This is a genomic window from Prauserella endophytica (assembly GCF_005146945.1).
Lineage (GTDB): Bacteria > Actinomycetota > Actinomycetes > Mycobacteriales > Pseudonocardiaceae > Prauserella_A > Prauserella_A endophytica.
In genome coordinates this window covers 492,703-510,709 of record NZ_SWMS01000001.1, presented here as the reverse complement: position 1 = coordinate 510,709, position 18,007 = coordinate 492,703, and the positions used below count along the sequence as shown (strand labels likewise).

General features: G+C 71.8%; 12 protein-coding genes. 5 read left to right on the top strand and 7 right to left on the bottom strand.

The features are described from left to right. Positions 1–25 precede the first annotated feature (25 nt). Complete coding sequence (locus FCN18_RS02545; RefSeq protein ID WP_137093027.1) at positions 26–2,893, top strand: arabinosyltransferase domain-containing protein; 2,868 nt, start codon at positions 26–28, stop codon at positions 2,891–2,893. Between the two features lie 60 nt (positions 2,894–2,953). On the opposite strand, the gene FCN18_RS02540 is transcribed toward FCN18_RS02545, so the two are convergent. The 4 genes from FCN18_RS02540 to FCN18_RS02525 all read right to left on the bottom strand — a co-directional run bounded on the left by FCN18_RS02540 (position 2,954) and on the right by FCN18_RS02525 (position 6,746). After that, positions 2,954–3,886: a decaprenyl-phosphate phosphoribosyltransferase gene (locus tag FCN18_RS02540; RefSeq protein WP_112266132.1), complete on the bottom strand. Its 933-nt coding sequence runs from the start codon at positions 3,884–3,886 to the stop codon at positions 2,954–2,956. Continuing rightward, positions 3,883–4,443, bottom strand: coding sequence for a phosphatase PAP2 family protein (locus FCN18_RS02535; protein WP_112266130.1), 561 nt, complete (start codon positions 4,441–4,443; stop codon positions 3,883–3,885). The genes FCN18_RS02540 and FCN18_RS02535 overlap by 4 nt, the downstream gene beginning before the upstream one ends. Next, entirely contained in the window at positions 4,436–5,659 is a 1,224-nt protein-coding gene (gene glf, locus FCN18_RS02530) for a UDP-galactopyranose mutase (protein ID WP_199542859.1), read from the bottom strand. The genes FCN18_RS02535 and glf overlap by 8 nt, the downstream gene beginning before the upstream one ends. A 205-nt stretch (positions 5,660–5,864) precedes the next feature. After that, entirely contained in the window at positions 5,865–6,746 is an 882-nt protein-coding gene (locus FCN18_RS02525) for an LLM class flavin-dependent oxidoreductase (RefSeq protein WP_112266126.1), read from the bottom strand. Positions 6,747–6,813: 67 nt separating this feature from the next. On the opposite strand from FCN18_RS02525, the gene FCN18_RS02520 reads away from it, so the two are divergent. Next, positions 6,814–7,629: an HAD family hydrolase gene (locus FCN18_RS02520; RefSeq protein ID WP_112266124.1), complete on the top strand. Its 816-nt coding sequence runs from the start codon at positions 6,814–6,816 to the stop codon at positions 7,627–7,629. Here the strand turns inward: FCN18_RS02520 and FCN18_RS02515 are convergent. Continuing rightward, the gene (locus FCN18_RS02515; protein WP_113642722.1) at positions 7,626–9,305 is read right to left on the bottom strand and encodes a hypothetical protein; all 1,680 of its coding nucleotides are present in this window, start codon (positions 9,303–9,305) and stop codon (positions 7,626–7,628) included. The two genes, FCN18_RS02520 and FCN18_RS02515, sit on opposite strands and share 4 nt — an antisense overlap. Before the next feature lie 77 nt (positions 9,306–9,382). Continuing rightward, complete coding sequence (locus FCN18_RS02510) at positions 9,383–10,783, bottom strand: AMP-binding protein (RefSeq protein WP_228713588.1); 1,401 nt, start codon at positions 10,781–10,783, stop codon at positions 9,383–9,385. A 154-nt stretch (positions 10,784–10,937) separates the two neighbouring features. Between FCN18_RS02510 and FCN18_RS02505 the strand changes: the two genes are divergently transcribed. The 3 genes from FCN18_RS02505 (at position 10,938) to FCN18_RS02495 (ending at position 16,837) form a co-directional block, all read left to right on the top strand. Further along, positions 10,938–11,963, top strand: coding sequence for a DegT/DnrJ/EryC1/StrS family aminotransferase (locus FCN18_RS02505; protein WP_137093024.1), 1,026 nt, complete (start codon positions 10,938–10,940; stop codon positions 11,961–11,963). Positions 11,964–12,026: 63 nt separating this feature from the next. Beyond that, a complete protein-coding gene (locus FCN18_RS02500; RefSeq protein ID WP_137093021.1) occupies positions 12,027–15,170 on the top strand; it encodes a BTAD domain-containing putative transcriptional regulator in 3,144 nt (1,047 codons plus the stop codon). Positions 15,171–15,283: 113 nt separating this feature from the next. After that, on the top strand, positions 15,284–16,837 hold the full coding sequence (locus FCN18_RS02495) for an MFS transporter (protein WP_137093018.1): 1,554 nt from the start codon (positions 15,284–15,286) through the stop codon (positions 16,835–16,837). 73 nt (positions 16,838–16,910) lie between these two features. On the opposite strand, the gene FCN18_RS02490 is transcribed toward FCN18_RS02495, so the two are convergent. After that, positions 16,911–17,906 (bottom strand): DUF3558 family protein, encoded by a 996-nt coding sequence (locus FCN18_RS02490; RefSeq protein ID WP_228713586.1) that lies wholly within the window; start codon positions 17,904–17,906, stop codon positions 16,911–16,913. Between the last annotated feature and the right edge of the window lie 101 nt (positions 17,907–18,007).

Genomic DNA, 18,007 nt, shown 5'->3' with positions numbered 1-18,007 from the left:
AGGTCGTCTTCCCTAGGGTTCAACGGTGTCCTCTCACCGCTGGACGATCGCCGGCCTCGGACTCCTCTCAGCGCTGACCGCTGTGCTCTTCGTGCTGGCACCGGTCAACCAGGACGTGACGACCTACGAATGGCCGTCGGCGCAGGAGACCGAGAGCACCGCGCTGCCGCTCTTCCCGTACGAGCCGGAGCGGCTCGACGTGACGTTCACCTGCGCCGACACGGTCGCGCTCGGTGATGGGCTGGTGCTTTCCACGACGCCGCCCGACGGCGTGGCGGGCGAGCGGCCCAGTCCGGCCGGGTTGGCGGTGCGGGCGGAGGGCGGCTCCGTCGTGGTGAGCCTCGGTGACGAGGAATTGGCGCGACAGTCGCGGGGCGCCGACTGCGAGTGGGCACTGCACTCCGGCGCGGACGGCACGCGCGTGGTGGTGGACGGCACCGAGGTGGGCCGTAGCCAGCAGACCGCGGCGGTGAACGGGCTGTTCACGGACCTGAGCGGCCGGACGGACCTGCGGGCCACCGTGGTGCCCGACACGCGGTACCAGACGGACGCGAGCGCGTGGAAGATCATCGCCGGGGCGCTCTCGGTCGCGAGCCTCGTGGCGATGCTCGTGCTGCTCCACCGCTGGGAGGCACCAAGGACCCGCCGGGTACGGGTGCTGCCGAGGCACTGGTGGCGGCCGACTCTCGCGGACGGAGCCGTAGCGGCCACCCTGCTGGTCTGGGCGTTCATCGGCGCACTGACCGTCGACGACGGCTACATCGTCACGATGCTCAAGGCCGAGGCCGACACGGGCTACGTCGGCAACTACTTCCGCTGGTTCAACGCGCCGGAGGCGCCGTTCGGCTGGTTCTACGAGCTGTACCGGCCGCTGGCCGAGCTCACCGCGAGCGGGTGGTTCCTGCGGCTGCCCTCGGTGCTGCTCGGCTTCGCCTCGTGGCTGCTGATCGACCGGGTGCTGCTGCGCCGGTTCACCTCCGGGCTCAGGGCGGGTCCGACGAATCCTCTTCCTGCTGCCCGGAGCCGGCGCGGCCCTGCGCGGCTGCTGCGCTGGGCGAGCGCCGCGCTCTTCCTCCTCTGGTACCTGCCCTACAACGTCGGCGTGCGGCCCGAGCCGTGGATCGTGCTGGGCTCGCTGGTGGTGTTCGCACTGGTGGAGCGGGCGATCGCGACACGTGCGTTCACGCCGCTCGCGCTGGGCGTCATCGTCGCGGGCGCGACCGTGGCCGTGACTCCCACCGGGGTGGCGGCGTTCATGCCGTTCCTGGCGGCCCTGCCCGCGATCGTGCGGCTCGTGCGCGGGCACTGGGGGCTGGTGGTCGCCGTGCTGCTGGGCACGGGCGCGAGCGCGCTCCTGTTGATGTTCTACGACCAGTCGCTCTCGGCCGTGCTGCACGCCACCGAGGTGCGCACGGAGATCGGCCCGAGCTACGGCGTCACCGACGAGCTCACGCGCTACGAGACGCTGTTCGACAGCACCCAGGTGGAGGGCGCGCTCAACCGCCGGATGCCGATGCTGCTGATGCTCGCCTCGATGCTGGTGCTCGCGGTGCTGCTGGCGTTCCGGCGTGTCCCCGGCCTCGCGGCGGGCCCCACCCGGCGGCTGCTCGCAGGCAGCGCGCTGTACCTGGTGGCACTGGCGTTCACGCCGACGAAGTGGACGCACCACTTCGGCGCGCTGGCCGGGCTGGGCACGCTCGTGATCGCGGTGACCGTCTACACCATCACGCGTGGTGCGCTGCGGCGTTCGTGGGAGAAGTCGCTGGTCATGGCGGTGCTCACGGGTGCGGTGGTGCTGGCGCTGTCCGCGCCGTCGCGCTGGTGGTACGTGTCGAGCCTCAACGTCAAGTGGGCGATGGTCGAGCCAGGTTTTCGCAACATCGACGCGGCCGACGCGGTGCTGGTACTCGGGCTCGTGCTCGCGGTGGCCGGCCTGTTCGGCGCGTGGCGGTGGCTGCGCCAGCCCGGCTGGCTCGTGGTGGTCGTGGCGATGGGCACGGTCGTCGTCGAGGTGGCGACGATGGCGTACGCGATGGTGCCGCGCTGGGACACCTACACGATCGGCCGGTCGAACCTCGCGTCGTTGTCCGGCGGCAGCTGCGGGGTCGAGGACTGGCTGCGGGTGGAGCCCGACCTCAGGGCCGGCCTGCTGCCGAGCGGAGGGGCTCCCGCGCGGACCGACGGCTTCGTCGTGAACGGGGGCTTCCCCGCCCACGTGGCGCCCGTGGCGCCGTACGGCACCGCCGAGGCGCCCGTGTGGGGCAGCGGCGGGGCGGCCGGAAGCGTCACGACGGACTGGTACCGGCTGCCGGACGGCGCCGGTGCGGCGGACATGCCGCCGCTGGTGGTGCCGATCGGCGGCCAGGGCGCGGTGTCGGCGAAGGTCGAGTTCGCCGACGAGAACGGCACCGTGCTGCGCGAACACGGCCTCGGCCTCGACAAGAACGGCGGCTGGCGGGACGCGCGGCTCGAACCCGGCGACGCCGCGCAGGTGCGGGTGGTCGCGACCGACCGAGCCGACGGCGAGGGCTGGATCGCGGTCGGCGCGCCGAGGCTGCCGAAGGTGGTGCCGGTGGCCGAGGTGGTGCCCGTTTCGGAGCCGGTGATCCTGGACTGGGTGGACGCCTTCGTGCTGCCGTGCCGCGTGCCGTCGTCGGTGGCGGACGGGCTCTCCGAACCGGTGCGGTACCGGTTCGCGTCGGGGCCGAGCATCCGCTGGCTCTCCGGGGTGTCACTGTCGGCCGGCGCGGGCGGACCGCACGCGCCGCTGCTGCAGCTGGCGAGGCAGACCCCGCTGCCGACCTACCTGAGCGGCGACAAACTCTTCGAACCGGTGAGCATCTTCCGCCTGGACTACGCGTTGCCGATGCGCGGGGTCACCCAGACGCAGTGAAGGCCACCATGCCTGCGTTGAACGCAGGCATGGTGGCCTTCACTGCGGTTGGCGAGTAGCTCAGAGGTAGTACGAGAAGACCAGGGTGACGACCCAGGAGGCGCCGAGGACCTGGAGGACGCGGTCGCGCAGGGCGATCTCCTCCGGCTCCCCCGCGTTGCCGCCGTCGACGTCCACCGCGTAGCGCAGCACGGCGATCACGAACGGCACCATGGAGATGACGCTCCACACCGAGCCGTCCATGCGCTGCTCCTGCTCGAACGCCCACAGCGAGTACGACATGATCAGGATCGCCGCGGACGTCGCCCACACGAAACGCAGGTAGCTCGCCGAGTACTTCTTCAGCGACGAGCGGATCTTCGCGCCCGTGCGCTCGAACAGCATGATCTCGGCGTACCGCTTGCCCGCGACCATGAACAGCGAGCCGAACGCCGTGACCAGCAGGAACCACTGCGACAGCGAAATGCCGGTGGCGACACCGCCCGCGATGAGGCGCATCAGGAAGCCGGAGCCGACGATCGCCAGGTCCACCACCGGCTGGTGCTTCAGGCCGAAGCAGTAGCCGAGCTGGATGGCCTCGTAGATCACCAGCACGATCAGCAGCCGCCAGTCGGCGATGAGACTGATTCCGCAGCCCGCCGCGAAGAACCCGACCGCGGAGACGTAGGCCACCGGAATCGGCACGATCCCGGCCGCGATGGGCCGGTTGCGCTTGGTCGGGTGGGCGCGGTCGGCCTCGACGTCGACCGCGTCGTTGATGAGGTAGACCGAGGACGCCACGAGCGAGAACGCCACGAAGGCGATCAGCGCCTCGAACAGCACGCTGAGGTTGGCGATCTCCCCCGCCGTGAAGGGCGCGGCCAGAACGAGAACGTTCTTGACCCACTGCCGGGGGCGCGCGGTCTTGACCACGCCGAAGACGGTCCCGACGGGACCCTTCTTGCCTGCGGGGGCTTCGGTGCTCACTTCGGCACGCTCGGTCGTCTCACTCATCGTGGTTTCCGCTTCCGTGAGTTCAGCTTGCGGCGCAGGATGCCACCGACAGCGCCACCAAGGGCCGCGCCGGCGAGCACATCGGTCGGATAGTGCACACCGAGCACGAGCCGCGAGGCCAGCATCGGTGGCACGAGTGCGGGCACGAGGTTACGCCCCGTCAACCCGGAGTAGAGCACCGCCGCCGCCGTCGTGGACGTCGCGTGCGACGAGGGGAAGCTCAGTTTGCTCGGCGTCCCCACCCCGATCTCGACGCTCGGGTGGTCTGGACGCTTCCTGCGAACGACCCGCTTGACCGCGATCGAGGCGGCGTGTGCGCCGACGACGCCCGCCGAGGCGGCGAGCCAGTCCTTGCGCCGCGGCTTGTCCACGGCGGCGCCGAGCAGGCCCAGCGCGAACCAGCCCGCGCTGTGCTCCCCGAAGTGGGAGAGGCCGCGCGCGGCCTTCACGGTCGCAGGGCGGGCGATGGCCTTCTGCACGCCCGCCAGCACCGCGATCTCACCCGTCGCGGGCGGGACCTCGACCGGCTTGCCCTTCGCCGGATCCTTCTCAAGCATCGATCGCCCCGTCCAGTGGTGCGCCGTCGGTCAGGTGAGGTGCGATCTTGTTGTCGAACATCGACAGCGCCGAACCGATCGCCATGTGCATGTCGAGGTACTTGTACGTGCCGAGCCTGCCGCCGAACAGCACGTTGCGCTCCTTGGCCTCGGCGGCGGCGAGCTCGCGGTAGCGCTCCAGCTTCTCGCGGTCCTCGGAGGTGTTGATCGGGTAGTACGGCTCGTCGTCGTCGTTCGCGAACCGCGAGTACTCCCGCACGATGACGGTCTTGTCGGCCGGGTAGTCCCGCTCGGGGTGGAAGTGCCGGAACTCGTGGATCCGGGTGTAGGGCACGTCCTCGTCGTTGTAGTTCATCACCGAGGTGCCCTGGAAGTCACCGGTCGGCACGACCTCCTGCTCGAAGTCGAGCGTCCGCCAGCCGAGGCGGCCCTCGGAGTAGCCGAAGTAGCGGTCGAGCGGGCCGGTGTAGATGGTCGGCGTGCCCGCGGGAATGTGGTCCCGCACCTCGAAGTAGTCGACGTTGAGGCGGACTTCGATCTTCGGGTGGTCGGCCATGCGCTCCAGCCACGCTGTGTAGCCGTCGACCGGAAGGCCCTCGTAGGTGTCGTTGAAGTACCGGTTGTTGAAGTTGTAGCGGACCGGCAGCCGCGTGATGTTGCCCGCGGGCAGCTCCTTCGGGTCGGTCTGCCACTGCTTCGCGGTGTAGCCGCGGAAGAACGCCTCGTACAGGGGACGGCCGATCAGCGAGATGGCCTTCTCCTCGAAGTTCTGCGCGTCCTTGGTCTCGATCTCGCTGGCCTGCTGCGCGATGAGTGCGCGGGCCTCGTCCGGCGAGTGGGACTTGCCGAAGAACTGGTTGATCAGCCCGAGGTTCATCGGCAAGGGGTAGACCTGCCCCTGGTACTTGCCGAACACCCGGTGCTGGTAGCCGGTGAAGTCGGTGAACTGGTTGACGTAGTCCCACACGCGCTTGTTGGAGGTGTGGAACAGGTGCGCGCCGTAGCTGTGCACCTCGATGCCGGTCTCGGGCTCGGGCTCGGAGTAGGCGTTGCCTCCGATGTGGTGCCTGCGCTCGAGCACGAGGACGCGCTTGTCGAGCTGGCTGGCGGCCCGTTCCGCGACGGTCAGGCCGAAGAACCCGGAGCCGACCACGATCAGGTCGTATCCGGCGAACTCGCCCTCGGTGATCTCTGCGGGGTTCGTGTGCGCGCTCACGGGCGAAAAGGCTACCGGCGCGCTGTGGCCCTCGTGCGGCGAGGCTCCTTCGGCCCTTGCGGACCTGCCCCGAGTCCGCGCCTGCCTGCCGCACGAGGGCCTGCGCATCCCGGCACCCCCGGGTTGCCCATCCCGCGCCATGCGACAGGACCGACGTAGCCGGTCCATGATCGGTTCCCAGCCGAACGAGACTCACCCGTTCGGGCTAACGCCCTTGCAACCCGGGGAGCAGCTCGTCAACGACCTCTTCCAGGACGGTCTCCCTGCCCTGGTACGGGCTGCCGCTGCGCGGCCAGTGGATGACGATGTCGGTGAAGCCCAGTTCCTTCGCGCGGCCTGCCGCGTCGGCGAAGGCGTCCTTGCTCGACAGCGAGAACACCGGAGCCGAGTCGAGGCTCAGGTAGCGGTCGACCTGGGAGCCGTCGCGCCCGTGCAGCTGAAGGGCCTCCTCGAACCGGGCCTTGAGCTCGCCGACGCCGCGCCACCACTCGTCCTGGTTGTCGGCGCCCTTGCCGGTGGTTACCCAGCCGTCACCGATCCGGGCGGCGAGCTCCATCGTGCGGGGCCCGTTCGCGGCGACGAGGAACGGCGGGCGGGGCCGCTGGACCGGCCCGGGCAGGTTGCGGGCGCCCTTCGCCGCGTAGAAGTGGCCCTCGTGTTCGTAGTTGTCGGTGCGCAGCAGCCCGTCGAGCGCCTCGGTGAACTCGATGAACCGGTCGGCCCGCTGCCGGGCGGTCAGCTCCTGCTCGCCCAGCACCACCGTGTCGTAGCCGAGGCCGCCTGCGCCGATGCCGAGCAGGAACCGGCCGTCGGAGAGATCGTCGAGGGTGATCAGCTCACGCATGAACGGCACAGGGTGGCGGAAGTTCGGCGAGGCCACGAACGTGCCCAGCCGGATACGGGACGTGACCATTGCGGCGGCGCTGAGTGTGGGCACGGCGCCGAACCAGGGGCCGTCCACGAGGTTTCTCCAGCCGAGATGGTCGTAGGTCCAGGCGTGGTCGAAGCCGTACTCCTCGGCCGCCCGCCACTTGGGCTCAGCGGCCCACCACCGGTCCTCGGGAAGAATCACAATGCCAACGCGCACGGCCGCACACGCTAGCGGTGGGGTACGACACGCGGGTGCATGGGCATCGCTCTGGGAAACTGGAGGTGTGGAGAGACCCCGGTTGATCGCTTCCGACGTCGACGGAACCCTGCTCTCGAACGCCACCCACCTCAGCGACCGCACGGTCGACGTGGTCGGCAGGGCGGTCGACGACGGGGTGCCGGTCGTGCTCGTCAGCGGGCGGCCGCCGAGGTGGATTCCGCAGGTGGCCGAGCAGGCCGGGCTCACCGGCTACGCGGTGTGCGCGAACGGCGCGATCCTCTACGACATCGGCTCCGACCGGGTGCTCGACGTGCACGGGCTGCTCGACCCGGTGCTGCTGAACGACGTCGCCGATGCCCTCGATCGAGCGATCCCAGGCTGCCGGCTCGCCGCCGAGCGCATCGGCACGCACGCGATCGACCGCGACATGAAGAACTTCGTGATCGAGACCGAGTACCACAACCCGTGGGGTGACGGCGAGGGCACGGTGGTGCCCAGGGCCGAGGTGCTCGGGCACGCGGCGGTGAAACTTCTGGTCAGCCACTCGAAGATGACCTCGGACGCGATGGCCGAGGCCGCCAGGTCCGTGCTCGACGGCACCGTCGACGTCACGTTCTCCTCCGCCGGCGGGCTGATCGAGCTGGCCGCGCACGGGATCACCAAGGCCACCGGGCTCGCGGAGGTCGCGCAGCGGCTGCGCGCCGACGCCGACGGCACCATCGCGTTCGGTGACATGCCCAACGACATCGAGATGCTGCGCTGGGCGGGCCACGGCGTCGCGATGGCCAACGCCCACCCCGTGGTGCTGGAGGCCGCCGACGAGGTCACCGCACCGCACTCCGAGGACGGCGTGGCGCAGGTCCTCGAACGCTGGTTCTAGCCGCACCTCACGTAGTCGAAGCGCGGGTCGGCGTCGAGCAGGGGGATCAGCGCGGGGGCCTGCGCGCTGCGGACGTAGAGCGAGACCCACTTCCGCTGCCCTTCCCTGCGGAAGGTCGCCACCTCGTAGAGCCCCGCGTAGGCCGGGTTGATGCCGCAGTGCTGCCGCTCGGTGTAGCCCTCCGCGGTGTCGACGGCCACCGAGGGCATCCGGACGTTCACCACATAGTCGTAGTCGCTGGCGACCTGCCCGCCGATGCCCGCCGCCTGTATGCGCTCGCCCTGGCGCGCGATGTGCTCGTCGGTGAGCCCCAGCACGTCCACCACCACGAGCTGGGGTCCGGCGCGATAGGACAGCGCGCCGTTGGCGTAGGTGCTGACGACGGTGCCCGGCGGAAGCCGCTCGCCGAGCCAGGTGCCGGTCTCGGCGAGCTGCCGGATCGAGGCACGCCAGTCGTGCATGCCGGCCACCATCCCCGGATGCGTGGTGCTGACCACGAGCGAGAGCCCGCACACCGCGACGGCCACGACGGGAACCGTGCGCCGCCCGGCGAGCCGCTCGGCCCTCGGCTGCGGCGACGGCACGGTGGAGGGGCGGGAGACGAGGAACAGGCCGTACGCGGCCGCCGCGAACACGGCCAGCAGCGGCGGCACGGGTGCGAGCAGGCGCCACGAGGGCAGCCGGTCCCCGCCGACCGCGACGGCGTAGCCCGCGAACGCCACGGCGACCGCCAGCACCAGCCACGCGAGCGAGCGCGCCCTCGGGAGGCTCCTGCGGCTCAGCAGGAACGCGATCGCGGCGACGGCCAGCAGCAGGAAGACCTGGTAGGCGAGCGCGAACCCGGCGAGGTAGTCCCAGCCACGCCGCAGCATCGAGCCGACGGAACCGCCGGAGGACGCGACGAGCGAGTTGGGCAGCAGGTGCCCGTAGTAGGTGACGCGCCACGCGGTCCACGGCACGAGCAGCACGAGCGCGCCCAGCACGTACCCGGCGGGCGCCCACTTCGTCGTGCCGCTGCGCAGGGCGACCAGCAGCAGCCACGCCCCGGCGAGAACGGCGAGTACCAGCCCCTCCGGCCGCGTCATCACCGTCAGTGCCACGAGCACACCGGCGACCACGGGACGACCGGCCGCGAGTGCGTGCACCACGCACAGGGTGAGCAGCAGGAACAGCGGCGTCTCCAGCCCGGAGGGCCCGTAGCCGGCGAGCGAGCTGGCGCCCGCGGTCACCACGGCGGCGGCGACACCGAGCGCGGGCAGGCCGCCGCCCCCCTCGCCCTCCGCGAGGCGCACGATGCGGTTGACCAGGAAGTACACCGCGAGGACACAGCCGAGCGCGCACGCGATGCCGAGCGCGGGCGCGGCCGGTTCGACGTCGGCGCCGAACATCGCCCTCGGCAGCGCGATCAGCACCATCCACAGGAAGTTGGAGTAGCCCTCGACGCGCTCACCGGGGTTGAACACCGGGCCGTAGCCGTCGGCGACGTTGCGCGCGTAGCGGAAGGTCAGGTAGGCGTCCTCGGCGATCGTGGCGAACAGCAGCTGGTGCGCGAGCGCGAACGCGAGGGCGAGCAGGAGCGCGGCGGCGCGCCACACCCGGTCGGTGTTGACGCGGCTCCAGCCCGCGACGACGAAGATCCCGAGCGCGAGCCAGAGACCTGCAGCGACGGCGACCACCCGAGCACCCCCAGCCCCAGCCTTTGGACCCTTCGGGCAAAGCTAACCCTGTGCGCACCGCCGGGCACGCCGGGGTGTCAGAGGCCGGTCTCCAGCACCGCGTAGTCGATCTTGCCGCTCGCCAGCACCGGCATCCGGTCGATGGGGCGGACGTCGAACCCGCTGGCGTGCAGGTGCATCAGATCGGCCAGCGCCCTCGACACGTCCCGGCACGTTCCGTTCGCGGCGCCCTCGGCGAAGAGCACGACCTTGTCGTCGGCGGCCACAGCCGCGACCACCTCGATTCCGGCGCCCGTCCCGCGCACGGCCTGCTCGAGGTCGTCGAGGTTGACCCGGTTGCCGAAGACCTTGCCGATCCGCTTGAGCCTGCCGGTGATGAACAGGAACCGGTCCTCGTCGAGGTAGCCGAGGTCGCCCGTGGCCAGCACGCCGCCGTTCTCGTCGCCGTGCGCGAGCTCGGCCTCGGTGCCCGCGTAGCCCATCATCACGTTCGGTCCCCGGTAGACGACCTCGCCGACGATCTTCGGGTGGGTGGTCTCCTCGCCGTCGTCGCGACGGATGCTGAACGAGCCGCCGTTCAGCGCCTGGCCTGCCGAGCCGAGCTTCTCGGCCAGCAGCTCGGGCGGCACCGTCGACATGCGCGGGCTCGCCTCGGTCTGCCCGTACATCACGAAGAACCTGCCCTCAACGGCCCGAACCGCGTCGTGGAAGTGCGTGACCAGCTCGGTGCGCAGCTTGCCGCCCGCCTGGGTCAGGGTGCGCAGGCTCGGGTACGGCGCCGGGTCGAAGTCCATCCGGCGCAGGCGCTCGTAGTGATAGGGCACACCGGCCAGCGAGGTGACCCTGTGCTCGGAGACGGCGTCCCAGAAGGACTTGCGGAAAACGCCGGACGGCTCGATCACCACCGTCGCCCCGCGCACCAGGTGGGAGTTCAGCACGGAGAGGCCGAAGCTGTAGTGCAGCGGCAGGCTCGTCGGCGCGACGTCGGTGCACTCGATGCCCAGCGTGGCCGCGATCGCCTCGGCGTTGGCGAGCAGCGCGGACCTCGACAGCCGCACGAACTTCGGCTCCCCGGTGGTGCCGCTGGTGGACAGCAGCACGGCCAGGTCGGGGTGCGGGACGACACCGTCGCGAGCGTCGCGCACCCAGTGCCCGTCGCGGGCGGTGTAGCCGCGCGGTGGCGGATCGTCGGGAGCCGAGAGCACCGCGGCCGGGCGGAAGCGGGAGACGTACCGGCCGAGCGCCGCGCCGTCGAGCACGGGGTCGAGCAGCGCGACCGCCCGTCCCGACTCGAAGGCGCCGAGGTAGCGCAGCACGCTGTCGAGGTCGACCGCCGTGCGCGAGAACACCGCTCCCTCCGGCAGCGCTGCGATCTCCTCGCCGACGCGAGCGACCTCGGCGAGGAGCTCGGCACCGGTCAGGGAACGGTCGCCGGCGACATCGACGAGTCGGGCGCCAGCGCCCAGCAGGCTGGTCACAACACCTCCGTGCGCCGCGCCGTGTCGGGGGAGCGCGGTCGGGTGAATCCGGTTTGTCACGGCAACTCTTCCGTTGGCCCATGACCGAGTTGCTGCTTTCATGGCCGGGCGATCACCTTACCCGTCCCCGCACCGGAGAAAGAAGAAGCACCGCATGATCCCGCTCTCCGTGATCGACCTCCGTGAGGCCGAGCCGTTCGTGGCAGAGGTACTCCGATCGGGTCGGATTTCCCGGGGTCCGATGGTGGAGCGGTTCGAGCGGGACTTCGCCGCGGCGACGGGCACCCGGCACGCCGTCGCCGTGCAGAGCGGCTTCGCGGCGCTGGTCGCGAGCCTGCGGGCACTCGATCTCCGGCCCGGCGACGAGGTGCTGACGTCACCGTTGACCTCCGTGGCGACGCTCGACGCGATCATCGAGGCCGGGGCCTCCGCGTGCTTCGCGGACATCGCCCGCGACGACTTCGCGCTCGACCCCGACGAGGCAGGTTCCCGGATCACCCGGCGGACGCGGGTGCTGTTGCCCGCGCACCTCTTCGGCCAGCCCGCCGACCTCGGCAAGCACGCGGCACTGGCGGCGGAGGCCGGGCTGCGGCTGATGGAGGACGCCGGGCAGGCCACCGGCAGCCCGGCCGGCTCGTCGGGGCTCGCCTGCTTCTCGGCCACCGAGTGCGGCGTGGTGACCACCGACGACGCCGAGCTGGCCGGGCGCGTTCGGAACGAGGCGCGGCACGCGACGCTCTCGGAGCTCTCCGCGGCGGTGTGTCTCGGCAGGCTGGTGCGGCACGCGACGCTCACCGAGGCCAGGCAGCGCAACGCGGAGCGGCTCACCGACGGCCTGCGCGGCACCCCCGGCCTCGACGTGCCCAAGCGGCTGCCCGGCAGGGAACACACCTGGCAGCGCTACACCGTGCTGATCGGGCCGCACGCGATGCTCTCGCGCGACGAGCTGGCCGAGGCGCTCACCGGGCGCGGCGTGGCCAACGCCGTCTGCCACCCCCGCCTCGTCTTCGACCACGACCGCTACGCGGGACACCCGCTCGTGCCCGCCGTCTCCGCCCGCGACTTCCGCGTCGCGTCGCAGGTCACCGAGGAGGCGCTGGCCCTGCCGGTGCACGCCGAGCTGACCGACACCGACCTGGACACGATCATCGAGGTCGTCAGGGACGAACTCGGCGCGTGATTGGCCGCGTTTCCCGATCCCGTTGCCTGCTGAGGATCGAGCGACGCTTGGGATACTCGGCGTATGCGCTTCGGCATCCTGGGTCCACTCGACGTGCGTGGTCCCGACGATGCCCCGGTCCCGGTCGGCGGGCCGAAGGTCCGTGCCCTGCTTGGCCTGCTGCTGCTCGACCCCGGCCGCGTGGTCGGCACGGAGCGGCTGGTCTACGGCATCTACGGCGAGTCGCCGCCCCCGAACACCGCCAACGCTCTGCAATCGCAGGTCTCCCGCCTGCGGCACGCGCTGCCCGGTCTGGTCGAACGCCACCCCGGCGGTTACCGGCTCGCGGTGGCGCCGGACGACGTGGACGCGGCCAGGTTCGAGCGGCTCGCGCGCGAGGGCGGCGAGGCACTCGCCGCGGGTGAGCACGCCGCCGCGGCGAAGCTGCTGCATGAGGCGCTCGCGTTGTGGCGGGGTCCCGTCTTCGCGGACCTGCCCGTTCTCGCGGAGGGGCCCTCGGCGCGCCTGGCCGAGCTGCGGCTGACGGCCGTGGAGGACAGGGTCGAGGCCGAGCTCGGGCTGGGCGATCCCGTGCCGCTGGTGACGGAGCTACGCGGGCTCGTGGCCGACCATCCGCTGCGGGAGCGGCTGCGGGTCTTGCTCGTACACGCCCTGCACGCGGCGGGCAGGCGGGCGGAGGCGCTCGCCGCGTTCGACGACGCGCGCCGTCACCTGGCCGACGAGCTCGGCGTCGACCCCTCGCCGGAGCTGGCACAGGCGCACCTCGCGGTGCTGCGCGCCGAGCGGCCGCCCGTGCCGAGGCGGATCGGAGTGCCGGAGCCGTTCACGAGCTTCGTCGGACGCACGGCAGAGCTCGACCGGCTCACCGGCCTGTTCAGCACGTCACGGCTGGTCACCCTCACCGGCCCTGGTGGAACCGGCAAGACCCGGCTCGCGATCGAGGCGGCCCGCGCCTACCGGGGCGAGGTCTGCTTCGTCGAGCTGGCTCCGCTCGACGACGGTGACGACCCCGCGCAGGCGGTGCTGGACGCGCTCGGCCTGCGCCAGGCCGCGCTCGCGACGCGCTTGCGCGGCCGGAGCCCGGCCGCCGAGCGGCTGGTCAACGCGCTCGCGGAGCGGGAGCTGCTCCTCGTGCTGGACAACTGCGAGCACCTGGTCGATGCGGCCGCGGCACTCGCCGGTGAGCTGCTCCAGGGCTGCCCGGACCTGCGGATTCTCGCCACGAGCCGCGAGGGGCTCGGCATCACGGGTGAGGCGCTGTGCCCGGTGCCGCAGCTGGGGCTGCCGCCGCCGGAGGCCACAGCGGCCGACGCCCTCGGCTACCCCGCGGTGCGGCTGTTCGCCGAACGGGCGGCGGCGGTCTCCCCCGGTTTCGCCGTCGACGCCGAGCGGGTGGGAGCCGTCGTGCGGATCTGCCGCGCGCTCGACGGGTTGCCGCTGGCGATCGAGCTGGCGGCGGCGCGGGTGCGGTCGCTGCCGGTCGAGGAGGTCGCGGCGCGGCTGGACGACCGGTTCCGGCTGCTGTCGCGGGGAAGCAGGGCGGCGGCACCCCGGCACCGCACGCTTCGCGCGGTGGTGGAGTGGAGCTGGGATCTGCTCGACGACGAGGAACGGGCGTTGGCGCGGCGGCTCACGGTCTTCTCCGGCGGCGCGACGATCGAGGCGGCACGACAGGTGTGCGGCCTCGAACCCGCCGTCGTGCCGGAGGTGCTGAGCAGCCTCACCGAGAAGTCGCTCGTGGAACTCGGCGGCGACGGGCGCTACCGGATGCTGGAGACGATGCGCGCGTTCGGCGCCGAGCGGCTGGCCGAGGCCGGCGAGCGGGACCGCCTGCACCACGCGCACGCGGCCTACTTCCTCGGGCTGGCCGGTGCGGCGGGCAGGCACCTGCTGACGGCGGCCCAGCTGGAGTGGCTGCGCAAGCTGGACGACGAGCACGACGACCTGCACGCCGCTGTGCGCTGGACCACCCACGCCGACACCGCAACGGCATTGCGGCTGCTCGCGGAGCTGCTGCCCTACCTCTGGTTGCGGGGACGGCGCGCCGAGGCGACGGCGCTGGCGGGCGAGCTGCTCGGTGTGCTCGACCCGGGGCCGCCCGCCGGGCTGGCCGAGGAGTACGCGCTGTGTGTGTTCGCCGCCGCCTTCGACGACCCCGGCGCTCCGGGCCTGGCCGAGCACCAGCAGGCGGTCTTCGCCTGCTTCGATCTCATCGGCAAACCGCCGGGTCATCCGTTCCTGCTGGTGCTGTGGGGCGCGGCGAACGGCATCCCGCACCAGGACACCATCGACCATCACCTGCGGCTGAGCATCTTCCGCTCCGCCGACGGCTGGAGCCGGGCGCTCGACCGGTTCGGCTGGGGCATGCTCTGGCTCTACTCGGGAAAGGCTGAGCAGGCCCGGCGCGAGTTCGCGGCGGCGCGGGAGCAGTTCGCCGCTCTCGGCGAGCGCTGGGGCCAGGCGCTCGTGCTCAACGAGCTCGCCAGGCTCACGGGGTGGCAGGGTGAGCACGCGGAAGCGGTGCGGCTGTTCGGCGAGGCGCTGGAGCTGGCCGGTGAGCTCGACGCGCTGGAAGACCGCGGCGAGATGCTGTGCCTGCGGGCGGAAGCCCACCTGCGGTCGGGCTCGCTGGAGTCGGCCGAGGCGGACTTCACCGAGGCGGCGCTGCTCGGGCGCAGGCTCGGCACGCGTGAGATCACGGCGTCGGCGTGGGGCGGGCTCGGTGACGTGGCACGGCTCTCCGGCGACCTGGCCAAGGCCGAACGCCTTGCCGAGCAGGCGCTGGCGGAGTGCCCGAGCGGCCTGTTCGGCTACGACGAGGTGCGGGCGCACGTGGCCGTGACGCTGGGCCGGATCGCCGAGGTGAAGGGCGACGGCGAGGGGGCGCGCAGCCGCTACCGCGAGGCCGCGCTCTCCGGACTCGGCCGTGCCGACCTGCTGGTGACGGCGCTGGCGATCGAGGGGCTCGCGGGTGTCGCGCTGCTGGAGGGCGAAGCCGGAACGGCGGCCCGGCTGCTGGGCGCGGGAGCGGCCGTGCGGGGCACGGCGATGGCGGGCGATCCCGACGTGGCGCGGGTGGCGGCGGGTGCGAGCGCCGCACTCGGCGAGGACGCCTACGCAGCGGCCTATGCCGAGGGTGAGGCGCTGACCAAGGACGACGCACTGAGGCTCGCGGGGCTGACCCCGCCCGCACCGCCCGCTCGCTGACCCGGTCCGGGTGAGCGAGGGAGCTTTACTCCCGTAAAACGAGAGCAAAGCTCCCTTGCTGACTGTCAGCGTTCGGTGCGGAAACGGTCAGCGCGGGCCCGCACGCTGGCGGCATGAACGAGATCTCCGCTAAAGCGGGCGCCCGCGAGTGGCTTGGCCTCGCGGTGCTGCTGCTACCGAGCCTGCTGGTGTCGATGGATCTGTCGGTGCTGTTCTTCGCGCTGCCCTTCCTGTCCGCCGACCTGGAACCGACCAGCGCGCAACAGCTGTGGATCGTCGACATCTACGGCTTCCTGCTCGCCGGGCTGCTCATCACCATGGGTTCGCTCGGCGACCGGATCGGCCGCCGCAGACTGCTGCTGATCGGCGCGCTCGCGTTCGGTTCGGCGTCGATCCTGTCGGCCTACGCGCCCAACCCCGAGCTGCTGATCGCCGCCCGCGCGCTGCTCGGCGTCGCGGGAGCGACGCTGGCGCCGTCTACCCTGTCCCTGATCCGCAACATGTTCCACGACGCCAAGCAGCGGACGCTGGCGATCTCGCTGTGGACGGCCGGTTTCGCGGGCGGCGGGGTGCTCGGCCCGATCCTGGGCGGCTTCCTGCTCGAGCACTTCTGGTGGGGCTCGGTGTTCCTCATCAACGTGCCCGCGATGGTGCTGTTGCTGGTGCTCGGTCCGATCCTGCTGCCCGAGTACCGGGACCACCAGCCCGGCAGGTTCGACCTGCTGAGCGCGGTGCTCTCGCTCGCGACCGTGCTCCCGGTGGTCAACGGCGTCAAGCGCATCGCCGAGCACGGCGCGGACTGGGTCGCCGCTGTGTCCATTGTGGCCGGTCTGCTCGTCGGCGTGCTCTTCGTGCTGCGGCAGCGGCGGATCGAGCATCCGATGATCGACGTGAGCCTGTTCCGCCGCAAGGAGTTCGGCGCGGCGATCGTCACCGCGCTCTTCGCGATCTTCTCCGTGATGGGGCTCAGCATGGTGGCGGCGCAGTACCTCCAGATCGTGCTCGGCATGCAGCCGATGGAGGCCGCGCTGTGGACCGCGCCGAGCTTCGCGGGCATGATCATCGGCACCACGCTCGCCGCCGTGCTGGTGCGCTTCGTCCGGCCGGGCGTGATCATCCCGGTGGGCCTGCTGGTGGCCGCGTGCGGGTTCGCGCTCGTGACCCAGGCTGGCGTGGATTCGGGGCTCGCGACGATCGTGCTCGGGGCCGGGCTCATCGCGGCCGGTGTGGGCTCCGTGGCCGCGCTGGCGACCGACCTCGTCGTGGCGAGCGCCCCGCCGCAGCGGGCGGGTAGCGCGTCGGCGATATCGGAGACGGGCACCGAGTTCGGCGGTGCGCTCGGACTCGCGGTGCTCGGCAGCGTCGGCGTGGCGGCCTACCGTGCGGAGTTCGCCGACACCGCGCCGGAGGGCCTGCCGCCGGAGGTCGCCGACGCGGCGCAGGACACCCTCGGCGGCGCGGTCGCCGTCGCGGGGCAGTTGCCGGGCGAGGAGGGCGCGCGGCTGGTGGACACCGCGCACCACGCGTTCGTGTCGGGCATGCACACCACGTCGATCATCGGCGCCCTCATCCTCGGCGGGGTCGCGCTGTTCGCGGCCGTGCTGCTGCGCCACGTCCCCCCGACCACGACCAAGGAGGAACCGGCCGACGACCACGTGGCCGCCTGAGACCGCAGTGAAGGCCACCTTCACTGCGTTGAACGCAGGCATGGTGGCCTTCACTGCGGTCGGATCAGCACCCTCAGGCCGCCGGGAGGTTGCCGGTGACCAGCGGGATCGCCGCACGCACCCGCTCGCACGCCTTCGCGGGGTCGTCGAGGTTGCCGCTGGTCAGCATCACCGACGACGTCTCGGTGAAGCTCAGTGTCGCCTGGCAGTTGACCTCGATGCCGCCGGGACCGGGGAAGACGGTCCACGTCTTGCCGCCCGCCTCGACGGGCTCGCCCTGCCCGTCGGCGTACGGCCACTCCTGCGCGGGCCGATCGCCCGCGTACAGGTCGAGCGCCTTGACACCCCGCTCGCCGTCGGTGTCCTGCCACTGGCAGCCCGGCGGGATACCGTCCTGCTCAGAGCCGTCCAGCGGATCGGCGGCCCCGCTGAAGCCCAGCTGCTCGGCCTGCTCGGGCTTGAGCAGCGTGCACGCGTCCACCGAGGCGAGCGGGCTCGGCTCCGGCTCCGGCTCCGGTGTCGGCTCGGGTGCGGGCTCTCCGCCGGGCAGGTGCGCCGAAACGTAGGGCGCCGCCGCCTCGGCAACCACGCACGCCTTGGACTCGTCGCTGAAGTCACTGGTGCTGAGCACCACGAAGGAGGTCTCGGAGAGCTCGGTGGCGAGCAGGCACACCGAGCCGCCGGTGAGCGGATCAGGGTAGTGGCCCCACTCCAGCCCGCCGATCTCCAGCGTGCGCTGCGGCTCGACGCCGTCCACGTAGTCGACCAGCGGGACCGCCGTCTCGAACCCGGCCGTCAGCGAGTCCAGATCGGACATCGGGTCGGCCTGTGCCCACGTGCACGACGGCGGCAGCAGCTGCGAGGGCTCGCCGGGGGTGAACTGACCCTCCTCCACCAGGCCCAGCGCGGTCGACTCTTCCGGCGTCAGCAGCGAGCACGGCTCCCCGGCCGCCGCCTTGTCCTCGCTCGTCGGCGGGTTCGCCAGTGGCTGCGCCGTCCCGCCGACCGTCGTGGCACACGAGCTGAGCAGGACCCCCGCCGCCAGCAGGACCAGGGCCTTCGCACGCAAGATCGGTTCCCCCCGTTCGACCGCGGCTTTGTTGCCGCCCGATTAACGCGTGTCAGCGTAATCAAGCCGTTCGCGGCACGCGGGTTACATCGCGTTTCCCG

What these genes read in the sequence shown, in the direction of transcription:
- FCN18_RS02495 (WP_137093018.1), top strand. Translation starts at nt 15,284, where the DNA reads ATGAACGAGATCTCCGCTAAAGCGGGCGCCCGCGAGTGGCTTGGCCTC.
- FCN18_RS02500 (WP_137093021.1), top strand. Translation starts at nt 12,027, where the DNA reads ATGCGCTTCGGCATCCTGGGTCCACTCGACGTGCGTGGTCCCGACGAT.
- FCN18_RS02540 (WP_112266132.1), bottom strand. Translation starts at nt 3,886, where the DNA reads ATGAGTGAGACGACCGAGCGTGCCGAAGTGAGCACCGAAGCCCCCGCA.
- FCN18_RS02535 (WP_112266130.1), bottom strand. Translation starts at nt 4,443, where the DNA reads ATGCTTGAGAAGGATCCGGCGAAGGGCAAGCCGGTCGAGGTCCCGCCC.
- FCN18_RS02505 (WP_137093024.1), top strand. Translation starts at nt 10,938, where the DNA reads ATGATCCCGCTCTCCGTGATCGACCTCCGTGAGGCCGAGCCGTTCGTG.